We start from the raw sequence: 11,826 nt of genomic DNA, 5'->3' as shown, positions 1-11,826 counted from the left end.
CTCGCCCACCCAGGAAGCCGTCATGGCCGAGTACGAGGAGTTCGATCATCGTCGTCAGGCGTTGAGCGGCGCCATGGACGTGCTCAATCCGCGTGAACGTCGCATCTTCGAGGCACGGCGCCTCGCCGATGAACCGATGACGCTGGAGGATCTCGCCGCCGAATTCAACGTATCCCGCGAACGCGTGCGCCAGATCGAGGTTCGCGCCTTCGAGAAGGTACAATCGGCGGTGAAAGCCGCGATCGCACGGCAGGAGCAAGCCGCACTCGAAGCCGCTCGCTGACGCTAAAATTATAGAGCCCCGCTTTTGATTCCATCAGAAGCGAGGCTCTATGTATTCCGGCCATCCCTGTCTTCCCGAGACATCAATGCCTGCGACAGGCACGGCCGTGACTCAACCGGACGCCGCGCGCCCCTGCGTCGATTTGCAGGTCAATTCCACGTCGCTCCGAGTTCACGCACTCCGCAGGAACACGAACTCGGTGTCGTCATAGGCGCGGCGTTCGAGTTCGTCATAACAGTCCGGCGCGGCAAACGCAGCCGCGGTTGCTTCCTCGACAACGACCAGCGCGTCCGGCACAAGCCACCCGCCCTCGCGCAGCGAGGTCAGCGCCTGGTCGGCCAGACCTTTGCCATAGGGCGGATCCAGGAACACCAGCGAGAACGGCTCCATCGGATGCGCCGGGCCAAGATGGGTCGCATCGCGGCGATAGACTTTGGTGACGCCGCCGAGCCCGAGCGCCTCGACATTATTGCGCAACAATGCGCGCGCCTCGGCGCCGTTGTCCACGAACAGCGCAAACTTCGCCCCGCGCGACACCGCCTCGATGCCGAGCGCGCCGGTCCCAGCAAACAGATCGAGCACGCGCGCACCGTCCATGGGATTCGCGTAGGCGTGAACGAGGATATTGAACAGCGACTCGCGCAGGCGATCCTGGGTCGGCCGAATCGCATTTGACGCAGGCGACGCGATGTTGCGGCCCTTCAGCCGCCCGCCGACAACGCGCATCGTCAGTCTCGCGGAGTCAGATCGCGCTTGCCATGATAGCCGCGTTTCGGCCGGCGCGGCGGACCGTAACCGTTGGCCTCGGCCTCGTTGCGCGCCCGCGCCTCGTCGCTGCCGGTCCGCTGCACCACGACGCTGCGGCCCTTGCGATCCTCGATCAACGAACGTTTCGTTCTCTCCTTGTTGTCCTTCTTAGAGCGCAGCGGCGTGCCGTCGCGGCCGAGCTTGGGAGCATCGGCTTCGGCGGCGGCGCCGGCGAAATTCGCGTTGGCGAGCGCTGCGATCTTGTCGCCGAGTTGCTCGCGCAGCACGCGGGTCTTGACTTCCTCGACCTCACCTTCCGCGATCTCGGCCAGTTGAAACGGACCGTAGGAAATACGGATCAGCCGGTTCACCTCCAGTCCGAGATGCGCCATCACGTTGCGCACCTCGCGGTTCTTGCCCTCGCGGATCGCGAACGTCAGCCACACATTCGCGCCCTGATCACGCTCGAGCGTGGCGTCGATCGAGCCGTATTTGACGCCGTCGACCTCGACGCCATGCTTCAGCGCATCGAGTTGCGCCTGCGTCACCTCGCCGTGGGCGCGGACGCGGTAACGCCTGAGCCAGCCGGTGTCCGGCAGTTCCAGCGCGCGCGCCAGACCGCCGTCATTGGTCAGCAGCAGCAATCCTTCGGTGTTGAAGTCGAGCCGGCCGACGCTGATCAGCCGCGGCAGACCTGCCGGCAGATTGTCGAACACGGTCGGCCGTCCTTCGGGATCGGCGTGGGTCGTCATCAATCCGCGCGGCTTGTGATAGAGAAACAGCCGGGTACGCTCGCGCTCGGGCAACGGCTGACCATCCACGGTAATGACGTCGCGCGAGGTGACGTCGAGCGCCGGCGAGTTGATGACGCGGCCGTTGACGGCGACGCGGCCCTGCGTGACCCATTCCTCGGCGTCGCGGCGCGAGGCGAGACCCGCGCGCGACATCACTTTCGCGATGCGCTCGCCGGCCTTCTTCGGCTTCGGCTCCGGCCGCGCGCCGCGGCGGTCGTCGTCAGGCCTGCGCTCCCGATAGGCGCCGCGCCCACCGAACGCCGGGCGTTTCGCGAAGACCTTGCTGTCGTCCTCATTGTCACGGCGCGGGCGATCGTCGCGATCCTCCCGGCGCGGGCGTTCCTGCCACGCATTGCGTTCGTTGCGAGGACGGTCACCTGCAGAACGATCCTGTCGCGGGCGATCGAAGCGCGGACGCTCGCTTTGCGGACGATCAAACGTGCGCGGGCCACGCTCGCCGCCCGCAGCACGTTCATCCCGCGATTTCGAGAACCGTGGACGCCCTGCGCCGCCGCGATCATCGCGCGGGCGGGCATCGCGCTTCTCCCAAGGCTTGGATTCGCCACGTTCCGGACGGTCGCCGAACTCCTTGCGCGTCCCGCGCGAACCACGATCCGCCGCACCGCGTGAAAACTTTCTGTCACCGGCAGGGCGATCCCCGCGCGGCTCATAAGCGCGCTTCTCGCCACCGCCCTGGCGCGGCGGACGCGCGCCATAAGGCCGATCGCCTTGCGGCCGCGCACGCTGCGGGCGGTCGCCGTCTTTCCGGAAACCTTCGCCTCGCGGGGTGTAGGGAGGTTTCTCCCCGAATTTCTTATCGGCAAAGCGCCTTGCAGGGCGCGCCTCGTCACGGTCAGCGCGCGGCGCGCGATCGTCACGTTTGAAGGCCGGCCGCTCACCGCGGGGTGAATCCCCGCGCGGCGCGTAGGCACGCTTGTCGCCGCCGTCGTCGCGTTTGAAGCGAGGCCGCGCGGCGTCACCGCCATCGCGTTTGCCCGCATAGGGTTTCCTCGCACCCGCCGGTGACGTCCGGGCATAGGGTTTCGCACCAGCAGCCTTGCCGGTTGAGGACCGCTTGCCGCCTTCGTCCCGCGCCGGAAGGCCGCGCTTGGCGAGCTTCTTTTCCGGCCCGCGCGCCGCACCGGATCGGCGCTTGCCGCCTGGGGGACGATCACGCCGGCCACGTGCATTGTCTTTATCGGTATCGCGGGGCATGAATGTTCTCGCAAAAGCAACCGGCCGGCGGCGACGCCGACCCCGAGGATGAGCATAACGGTCTCGCGCGCGGTTCTTGTCCGAAGCACCGTCTTGCGAAAAACCAATTCAAGTTTTGAGCGCGCCTCTTAACAGGGTTCTCGCCGGAGCGCGATCAGCAAAAGCGGATGCGCCCCGGGAAACCAGACATGACCGCAACAAGTTTCATGGATTTGGCGCTTGAAGCCGCCGAAACGACGGGAAAGTCGGGCGAAGTGCCGATCGGCTGCGTCATCGTGCGGAACGGCGAGGTCATCGCGGCGGCCGGAAACCGCACGCTGACCGACCGCGATCCCACGGCGCATGCCGAAATCCTGGCCCTGCGGGCCGCCGCGCACGCCATCGGCAGCGAGAGGCTGACCGGCTGCGATCTCTATGTGACGCTGGAACCCTGCACCATGTGTGCGGCTGCGATCTCGTTCGCGCGGATCCGGCGGCTCTATTACGGAGCGGCGGACCCGAAAGGTGGCGCGGTGGATTCCGGCGTCCGCTTCTTCGCCGCGCCAACCTGCCATCACCGGCCGGAGGTGTATCCAGCGGTCGGCGAAAACCAAGCGGCGACGCTGCTGCGCGATTTCTTCAAGGCGCGGCGGTGAAGAACTGCCTCAGTGCCCTCGCGGTCTCGTCCGGCGCTTCTTCCGGCAGGTAGTGGCCTGAATTCACCGCGCCGCCCGTCACGTTGGTTGCCCAGACCCGCCATGCATCGAGCGGCCTTGCCGAGGCCGCGGCGGCGATGCCCGCATCGCCCCACAGCGCCAGCATCGGAATGGTGATCTTTTTGCCCGCTTCGAGATCGACCTTGTCGATCTCGAAATCGGCATGGGCGCCGGCGCGATAGTCCTCGCACATCGCATGGACCCGCGAAGGATCGCGGCACGGCGCGAGATAATGCTCGAGCGCGCGCGGATCGATGGCATCGAGCGTGCCGGATCCGGTCTTGCGCGCCATCGTCTGCTTCAGGAAAAAATCCGGTTGCCCGGTGATGAGCTTCTCCGGCAGCGGATCGGGCTGCGCGAGAAACGCCCAGTGATAGATTTTCAGCGCCGACAGCCGGTTGATGCGCGACCAGTAATCGTAAGTTGGCAGGATATCGAGCACGGCGAGTTTCGACAGCCGTCCGGGATGATCGAGCGCGAGCCGATAGGCGACGCGGCCGCCGCGGTCGTGCCCCGCCAGCGCGAAATACACGTGACCGAGCTTCTCCATGGCCTCGATCAAGGTTTCAGCCATCGCGCGCTTGGTATAGGGCGTGTGGTCCGCATCGCTCTCAGGCATGTCGGACCAGCCGTAGCCGGGCAGATCGGGAATGATGACGGTGAAGGCGTCGGCGAGTTGCGGGGCAACCTTGTGCCACATCACATGCGTCTGCGGAAAACCGTGCAACAGCAACAGCGGCGGTCCCTCGCCTCCGACGCGCGCGAAGATGCGGCCCGACGTTGTGTTGATCCATTCGGAGGCATAACCGGGAAACAGATCGGCAAGGTCGGGCATGGCTGATCCCTTTCATCTCCGGTATCCGAGTGGCACGATCCGGTCCGGAATGCACCTGACACCGGATTCGAGACGATTGCGGCCGCCAATGCAACCCGTCGCAACACCCGCGCGGGATGAAACTATACGCCGCTCTCCCGCTCAACCGCTTGGAAGCCGATGTCGCGGCGGCAGAAGCCGTCGGGCCATATGATGCGATCCACCGCCTCGTAGGCGCGCGCCTGCGCCTCCGCAACCGTCTTGCCCGAGGCGCAGACATTCAGCACGCGCCCGCCATTGGCGAGGATGCGACCGCCCTCCTCCTTCGTTCCGGCCTGGAAAATCTCCACGCCCTCGACCTCGGCCGCGGCGTCGAGCCCTTCAATGGGCGTCCCCTTTGCATAGTCGCCGGGGATACCTGCATTGCCCGGCGCTTTCGTCAGCAGCACGGAGTCGGCGATTTTCCAGGCCAGCGCATGTTCGCGGCCGCAGGAACCGAGCAGGAGAATATTCATGAACGACTGCCGATAACGGAGGCGCAACAGAAGGGAGCCAGATGCCCGCAGGCCCTGCACAACTATTGCCGAACGCGCCGGAATCCGTCGAGGATACCTACGGCCATGTGCGCGTGCGCGGCGCCTGGATCTGACGAATGCGTACTTCCGCCCACTTCCGATCACTATCCGTATCGCCGCTTTAAAACTAACATAAAGTTGATTGTTCGATGCAATTTCGGGCGATAGTTTACAGATCGGGTGCAGTTGGCACTCGCTCCCAGCCTATATCTTCTTAAACGTCATCGACGCATTCTTCGCGTGTCCGCATACTTCCAGGAACAGCAGAGCATTCTTCAGAATGAAAGCGGGTTGCTGGAGCCCGCTATGGAGACCAAGTCCGTGAAGCAAGCGCAAGAGCGACATGTCAGCGAGGCGCGCGATCCCGTGCTGATCGATCTCGCGCTGCAGGGCGGCGGATCGCATGGTGCATTTACCTGGGGGGTGCTTGATCGGCTCCTGGATGAGCCATGGCTACGCATCGACGGGATATCGGGTACGTCGGCCGGCGCAATGAACGCTGTCGTGCTGGCCAGTGGTTTTGCGATCGATGGGTCCGCCGGCGCTAAGTCCGCGTTGAACGCGTTCTGGCGGCGGGTCGCAGATTCGGCGCGGTTCAGCCCCATCCGGCGAAGCCCTCTGGACGTTTTCCTGGGCCGCTGGACCCTCGACACGTCCCCTTTCTATCTCGCTTTCGATCTGGCGAGCCGGGTTTTTTCGCCTTATGACCTGAATTTAGCCGGCGCCAACCCTCTGCGCCAGGTGCTTGCCGAATCCGTCGATTTCGCGCAGGTTGCGGATTCTCCAATTCAGTTGTTCGTCACGGCAACGAATGTTCACACCGGCCGCGGGCGCGTTTTTCGCAACGCCGAGCTTACACCCGAGGTTCTGCTTGCGTCCGCGTGCCTCCCGACTCTCTTTCAAGCCATCGAGATCGAGGGCGAGCCTTACTGGGATGGCGGCTACTCCGGCAATCCGACGATCACGCCACTCGTACGCGAGTGCAAGTCGCAGGATACACTTCTCGTGGCCGTCAATCCGGTTGAACGAGCCGGGACACCACGCTCCGCGCGTGAAATACTCGACCGACTGAACGAAGTCTCGTTCAATGCCACGCTACTTAAGGAGCTGCGTATGATCGCGCTGTTGCGACAGGTCGCGGACGCGGGGAACTCCGAAGGACGCAAATGGGCCGAAATGCGCATTCATCTCATCGCGAGCAAGGTTCTTGCCGAACTCGGAGCATCGTCGAAATTCAACGCAGAATGGGACTTCCTTTGCATGTTGCGCGAGGAGGGCCGCCGTGCCGCCGAGGCCTTCCTGATGGCGGACAGCAAAAACCTTGGCAAGCAATCATCAATCGATCTGGATATCCTGTTGCAGCAAGTTTGATGCCATGGGCCTCGTCGAACTCTTCGTTGACCTCGGACCTCCGATCTGGCTCCCGCCCATCTCCCGATCGATCGGGTATGAGTGATCCTGAAGCTGCTGCCTGGGCCGGAAGCGCCGACATCCGCAGGCGAGAGTTGAAACTTCCCAGCCAGGACCTCGTAGGGCAAGGGCAACTCCCGGAGCGGCGCCTTGTCCTTCGGCACTACCTTGCTACCTTTCTTCGGCTTGACCATCGAGCAACCTCCTAGGTCAAGTCAGTCCGATCCGGCGTTCGCACCAAGTCGGCCGCTTTGTCAGTAGATTATGGAGCCTGTCGTCGTGGGGAAGAAAGAGACCATCGCGCATCACGAGGCTGGACACGCCGTGATCGCGCGCGTGCTGGACATCCCGGTAAGCTACGCGACCCTCGATGAACTCGACGGCGCCAGCGCCGTGGTGACGAGGTCAAGGGCGACACACCTCGCCTTCGACGACCTCGAGGCGCCGGAGAAGTACGCCATGGTGGCGCTGGCCGGCCCGCAGGCCCAGCATCACTATCGTCCCATGTCCCTCGCGGCCCAGGATCGCGCGTGCGACGGTAGCTGGCGCGTGGATCGCGCCAACGCGACCAGCCTTCTGGCGATGCTGGTTTTGCGGCAGCACGGCAAGCCTGCGATGCCGGGCAGCTACGTCGAGTTGGACGGCCCCGAGACAGAGGAGTTCGGCCGCCTATTCAGCCGTACGACCCAAAAGACTGCCGATCTGGTCCGGGAAAACTGGCCTGCGATCCAGCGCGTCGCTGCGGCCCTGCTGAGCCGTGCCGCGCTCACCGAAGAGGATATCGACGCGCTGATCGCGGAGCACGACAACTAGTGGTCCAATTCTAACATTTGCATCCCGTTGCCGCAGGGAGTTCTTGCAAATGTTAGAATCAAAGGACCACTAGCAACTATCAGGTTTCTAGTGGAGTTTTGAATTTGACATTCGCCTGACACGTTCGCTGCAAAGTGGGTAGCGAATGTCAAATTCACTCCACTAGGTGCTATTTTTGCATTCCATCTACCGCAATCCCAGCGGCGAGCGACGATAGCCGCTATTCCGGGCCTTGTTCCTGCATACGGTTGGGCTGCACGCCAGCCTTCATGTCCGACTTCAGAGGGGGCCTTCATGTCGCACTCGTCGATCCGCTCGGCCGCGAAAGCCTGACCATGGTCAAGGAGGTCGTGTCATATCACACCGATCGCGGAGCGCGTGGCGAAGTGCGTCGAGATCGATCCAATGGCCGATATCCTTTAATTCAACTGGCAACCGCCTGCGCCAATTGGGATGCTCATTCAGCGTGCCCGGAATGTTCGGCTGATCCTTCAACCCGATCAGGTCGTCGAGGGCAATCGCGAGTATGCGCGAGGGTGTGCGCGCGAGAAATTCAATGGCTCCAAAAAAGCTCTTCGATACGATATATTCTTCGCCTAGCTTCCATTCCAACGCGCGGCGTGCATGCGTCCGCATCTCGTCTGTCTCGCCGGGATCGAGGCCAAGGCCACGCTTGAGCTTGAGATCGGAATGCGATTGCCAGCCTGCGAATGAGGCAAGGTCATGCGTGTTGAAGGTCACAAGCGCGTTTACGGCATAACGAGACGACCCGAAAAACGCGCCGTCATGACTGCGCTCGAACATCATCACCTTGTATGACCATACGCCCCATGTCGCGAGGATGTCGCGAAAGCCGTCCGGCACCGTTCCCAGGTCCTCACCGATCGTGATGCAGCGCTGATCGACGCTCTCCTGCGCGATGACCGCGAGCAGCGCCTCCAGTGGCATTTCAACATAGACGCCGTCCCGCGGCGACGTTCCCGACGGTATCAGGTAAAGCCGGTTGAGACCGAGGACATGATCCAGCCGTATCGCTCCGGCGTAGCGCATCGACGCGCGCAGCATCTCGCGAAATGGTGCGAAGCCGTTCGCCTCGAGTCCGGCGGCGTTGAATCCCGCCAGTCCCCAGTCCTGCCCGGCTGTATTGAGTTGATCTGGCGGCGCGCCGACTGAAAGTGCGCGCGAGATGGCAACCTGCTCGCTCCAGGCGTCGAACCCGCCGGCCTGCACGCCGACAGCGACATCGAGATAAAGCCCGACCGCCATTCCGCGTTTGGCGGCGAGATCTGCGCATGACTGTAACTGAGCCGCCGCGCACCATTGCACGAACTCCACGAATTCGATCTCGGTACGCTGCGGACCATTTCGAAAGGCTTGAATTCGAGCATCATCAGGCCGCCGCCACTCCTCCGGCCATTGCCACCACGGCAGCAGATCGAATTGCCGTCGCAGCACCTCGAAACACGCAAAACGCCGCAACGATACCCCGCGCTCCTGCTTGAACGACTCGAACGCAACGAGATCGGCCGCATGGGCAGTATTGCCCCTATCTATGGTCTGGAAGATCTCGAACGCGTGCCGAAGCGCTGCCAACTTCAATTCCGCAACAGCCGCGTAGTCGATCAGGTCGCCGGAGCGGGCGCGATCGAACTGTTCGCGATGCCGCGTCAGCCACGAACCCGGAAAATGCGGCAGCCTTTCGGGATCAACGTAAAGCGGATTGAGGAACAGCCGGCTGTTTGGCGCATAGGGACTGCATTCGAGCGGCCGGTCAACGAACAGCGCATGAAGCGGGTTGAGCCCGATCCCCGCGCACCCCCAGCCCGCAGTCAGTTCGATCAGCGTGGCAAGGTCCGTGAAATCGCCGATTCCCCAATTGCGCGACGACGCCAACCCGTAGAGTTGAACCGAAAGAACCCAGGCTCTGTCGAACGACCATCCCTGATAAGCTCCCGCAGGCGTCACCAGCAACGGAATCGAATCGATCTTATGTCCGTGCTCTCTCTCGATCTCCAACCGGTATGTTCCGATAGGGATCGCAGGCGGCAAATCGATCGTTTCGCCAGCCACACACCCTCGCGCGAGTATCTGGTTGGATTCAACAAGCCGCCAGCCAAGACCGTCCGCTTCGGCACGCACCGGCACTAGCCGACTGTCGGCGTCGGCGACGACAACGACGGGTTGCTTCAGGAACGGATGCCGCGAAGGAGGCGGCAGACCGTCAATCACGGCGCGCAGCCGTTCGCCGCTCACCACATGACGGTGGCCCTGCCCGTCGATAAATTCCAGCTCGATGCCATACTCTCGCGCTTTTGAATAAACATCCATTCCCCAGCCCCGAGCCGAAGGCATCACAATCCGGGATTTCGATTGTCCGTGATTTCGTCGGAACGACGTCACGGGAAGAGTTAACACCATGGCGGGATCGCAGTTCCACCGGGAACTTTGCGACGCCGCATGAGTTAGCGCCCGGGTCCTTCATTCACAAGCAGATCGGCAGCGCGTGATGTTCGTATCAACGCAGAAGAACGTGCCGTTACGGGTAGGCGAACGCGGTGCAGCCACAGGCAGTTTCCACATCGAGGATGTATATCCCTGCGTGGACAGCGGACGATTTTCGGTCAAGCGCGTTGCAGGCGACGTCGTTGACGTCTGGGCAGATATTTTCAGAAGCGGTCACGATATCATTGCCGCGCAGCTGATCTGGCGGCGAGAGGCGGATAGGGATTGGCGAAAATCGCCGATGACGCTGCATGACAACGATCGCTGGTTCGGCAGCTTCACGCCTCGCGATCCCGGGCGCTTCGTCTACGCCATCGAGGCCTGGACCGATGAATTCGCCACATGGAAGCACGGCTTCGAGCTGAAGCAGAAGGCCGGTCAGGACGTTTCCCTCGATGCGCTCGAGGGAGCCGCGCTTCTGACGCGCGCGGAGTACGGCGGCGAGGAAGCCACCACCGTCATCGTCCGCCAATGCGAGAACTATCTGAAAAGCGGCGATCCCGCGTGCCTGCTTGTGCCGGAACTGGCGAGCGCCATGGCGGAGAGCCTCGAACGCGGAGACCTCACGCGGTCCCAGCTTTACCCGTTGACGATCGACCGCAATCTGGCCGTGGCGGGAGCTTGGTACGAGATGGTGCCCCGCAGCCAGAGCCCTGTTCCGGGGCAGCACGGCACCTTCCGCGATTGCATCGCGCGCCTGCCCGATATCGCCGCAATGGGGTTCGACGTTCTCTACCTTACGCCGATTCATCCGATCGGCAGAACCAATCGCAAGGGCCGCAACAATGCGCTGACCGCCGCCGAAAATGACTTCGGCAGTCCCTACGCCATCGGCGGACGCGAGGGCGGGCACGATGCGATCCATCCCGAGCTTGGTACCTTCAATGACTTTCGTGATCTGGTCTCCGCCTGCAAGGCTCAAGGGATGGAGATCGCACTCGACATCGCAGTACAGTGTTCGCCCGATCATCCCTGGCTGACACAGCACCCCGACTGGTTCAAGCGGCGCCCTGACGGCACGATGCGCTATGCGGAAAATCCTCCAAAAAAATACGAAGACATCGTCAATCCTGATTTCAGTTGCGACGATGCTGGCTCGCTGTGGAATGCGCTACGCGACGTTATCCTGTTCTGGGTGAACCAGGGCGTGCGCATCTTCCGGATCGACAACCCGCACACCAAGCCGTTCAACTTCTGGGAATGGCTGATCCGCGAGGTCCAGACGAAAGACCCGGGCGTCATTTTCCTCGCCGAGGCGTTCACGCGGCCGAAGGTCATGAAGGGACTGGCGAAGCTCGGCTTCACACAGTCGTACACCTACTTCACCTGGCGCACCCGAAAATGGGAAATCGAATCCTACCTTACCGAACTGACAGGGCATCCTGAACGCGACTATTACCGACCGAATTTTTTCGTCAACACGCCCGACATTCTGCCCTACCACCTGCAGAGCGGCGAAGCGTGGATGTTCAAGTCGCGCGTGGCGTTGGCGGCAACGCTATCGAGCAGCTACGGAATCTACAATGGTTTCGAGCTTCTGGAGCATGAAGCCATTGCAGGACGGGAAGAATATCTCAACTCGGAAAAGTACGAGATCAAGGTCCGCGACTGGAATGCGCCTGGCAACATCAAGCCTTACATCGCCGCGCTCAATCGCGCGCGTCGCGGCAATCCAGCGCTTTTGCAGACCCGCAATCTGAGATTTCTTCCGATTGATAACGACCAGATCATCGCCTTCGTCAAGCAAACAACCGACGCCAGCAACACCATCGTCGGCGCCATCGCGCTGTCGCGTGATGCTTCCGAATTCTGGCTGCCGCTCGATTCCATCCGTATCCGGGTCGCAGACGACCTGACGCCTCCTGTCGCATTGGAGAACATCATTACTGAAGAGCGTCACGCGATCGAGTGGGGTGGCGTGCGTTTGAGGATCGATCCGCTTCGCGATCCCGCGCTTTTATTTCGTTGTCTGGCGTGA

Annotated in this window: 10 protein-coding genes; 5 read left to right on the top strand and 5 right to left on the bottom strand. The window is 62.4% G+C overall.

Annotated features, from left to right (window positions below; genetic code table 11):
* Positions 1 to 283, top strand: a 283-nt coding sequence (locus BGO16_RS16800; protein WP_292620206.1) for a sigma-70 family RNA polymerase sigma factor, incomplete at its 5' end; no start/stop codon positions are given.
* Between the two features lie 171 nt (positions 284 to 454).
* On the opposite strand, the gene rsmD is transcribed toward BGO16_RS16800, so the two are convergent.
* Both rsmD and BGO16_RS16790 read right to left on the bottom strand, forming a co-directional pair.
* Positions 455 to 1,009: a 16S rRNA (guanine(966)-N(2))-methyltransferase RsmD gene (gene rsmD / locus BGO16_RS16795; RefSeq protein ID WP_292620205.1), complete on the bottom strand. Its 555-nt coding sequence runs from the start codon at positions 1,007 to 1,009 to the stop codon at positions 455 to 457.
* A 2-nt stretch (positions 1,010 to 1,011) separates the two neighbouring features.
* Positions 1,012 to 3,039 carry a pseudouridine synthase gene (locus BGO16_RS16790; RefSeq protein ID WP_292620204.1) on the bottom strand — a complete coding sequence of 676 codons (2,028 nt, stop codon included), beginning with the start codon at positions 3,037 to 3,039 and terminating at the stop codon, positions 1,012 to 1,014.
* Positions 3,040 to 3,227: 188 nt separating this feature from the next.
* On the opposite strand from BGO16_RS16790, the gene BGO16_RS16785 reads away from it, so the two are divergent.
* Entirely contained in the window at positions 3,228 to 3,674 is a 447-nt protein-coding gene (locus BGO16_RS16785; protein WP_292620202.1) for a nucleoside deaminase, read from the top strand.
* On the opposite strand, the gene BGO16_RS16780 is transcribed toward BGO16_RS16785, so the two are convergent.
* Positions 3,658 to 4,569: an alpha/beta hydrolase gene (locus tag BGO16_RS16780; RefSeq protein ID WP_292620201.1), complete on the bottom strand. Its 912-nt coding sequence runs from the start codon at positions 4,567 to 4,569 to the stop codon at positions 3,658 to 3,660. The genes BGO16_RS16785 and BGO16_RS16780 overlap by 17 nt on opposite strands.
* 122 nt (positions 4,570 to 4,691) lie before the next feature.
* Entirely contained in the window at positions 4,692 to 5,063 is a 372-nt protein-coding gene (locus BGO16_RS16775) for a phosphoribosylglycinamide synthetase C domain-containing protein (protein WP_292620199.1), read from the bottom strand.
* 366 nt (positions 5,064 to 5,429) lie between these two features.
* Between BGO16_RS16775 and BGO16_RS16770 the strand changes: the two genes are divergently transcribed.
* Together BGO16_RS16770 and BGO16_RS16765 are read left to right on the top strand one after the other, a co-directional pair.
* Complete coding sequence (locus BGO16_RS16770) at positions 5,430 to 6,494, top strand: patatin-like phospholipase family protein (RefSeq protein ID WP_292620208.1); 1,065 nt, start codon at positions 5,430 to 5,432, stop codon at positions 6,492 to 6,494.
* A gap of 318 nt (positions 6,495 to 6,812) precedes the next feature.
* On the top strand, positions 6,813 to 7,346 hold the full coding sequence (locus tag BGO16_RS16765; protein ID WP_292620198.1) for a hypothetical protein: 534 nt from the start codon (positions 6,813 to 6,815) through the stop codon (positions 7,344 to 7,346).
* Between the two features lie 339 nt (positions 7,347 to 7,685).
* Here BGO16_RS16765 and malQ read toward each other — a convergent pair whose 3' ends face one another.
* The gene (gene malQ, locus BGO16_RS16760; protein ID WP_292620196.1) at positions 7,686 to 9,674 is read right to left on the bottom strand and encodes a 4-alpha-glucanotransferase; all 1,989 of its coding nucleotides are present in this window, start codon (positions 9,672 to 9,674) and stop codon (positions 7,686 to 7,688) included.
* Positions 9,675 to 9,852: 178 nt separating this feature from the next.
* Here malQ and BGO16_RS16755 point away from each other — a divergent pair, with 178 nt between their 5' ends.
* Positions 9,853 to 11,826 (top strand): alpha-1,4-glucan--maltose-1-phosphate maltosyltransferase, encoded by a 1,974-nt coding sequence (locus BGO16_RS16755; protein ID WP_292620195.1) that lies wholly within the window; start codon positions 9,853 to 9,855, stop codon positions 11,824 to 11,826.

Source organism: Nitrobacter sp. 62-23, from assembly GCF_001897285.1.
GTDB lineage: Bacteria > Pseudomonadota > Alphaproteobacteria > Rhizobiales > Xanthobacteraceae > Nitrobacter.
Note: the sequence above shows the minus strand (reverse complement) of the source record. Positions and strands in the feature narration are given on the sequence as shown.

Bases quoted from the DNA above. Each gene is read 5' to 3' on its own strand.
- rsmD (WP_292620205.1), bottom strand. From the start codon at position 1,009: ATGCGCGTTGTCGGCGGGCGGCTGAAGGGCCGCAACATCGCGTCGCCT.
- BGO16_RS16790 (WP_292620204.1), bottom strand. From the start codon at position 3,039: ATGCCCCGCGATACCGATAAAGACAATGCACGTGGCCGGCGTGATCGT.
- BGO16_RS16785 (WP_292620202.1), top strand. From the start codon at position 3,228: ATGACCGCAACAAGTTTCATGGATTTGGCGCTTGAAGCCGCCGAAACG.
- BGO16_RS16780 (WP_292620201.1), bottom strand. From the start codon at position 4,569: ATGCCCGACCTTGCCGATCTGTTTCCCGGTTATGCCTCCGAATGGATC.
- BGO16_RS16775 (WP_292620199.1), bottom strand. From the start codon at position 5,063: ATGAATATTCTCCTGCTCGGTTCCTGCGGCCGCGAACATGCGCTGGCC.
- BGO16_RS16770 (WP_292620208.1), top strand. From the start codon at position 5,430: ATGGAGACCAAGTCCGTGAAGCAAGCGCAAGAGCGACATGTCAGCGAG.
- malQ (WP_292620196.1), bottom strand. From the start codon at position 9,674: ATGGATGTTTATTCAAAAGCGCGAGAGTATGGCATCGAGCTGGAATTT.
- BGO16_RS16755 (WP_292620195.1), top strand. From the start codon at position 9,853: ATGTTCGTATCAACGCAGAAGAACGTGCCGTTACGGGTAGGCGAACGC.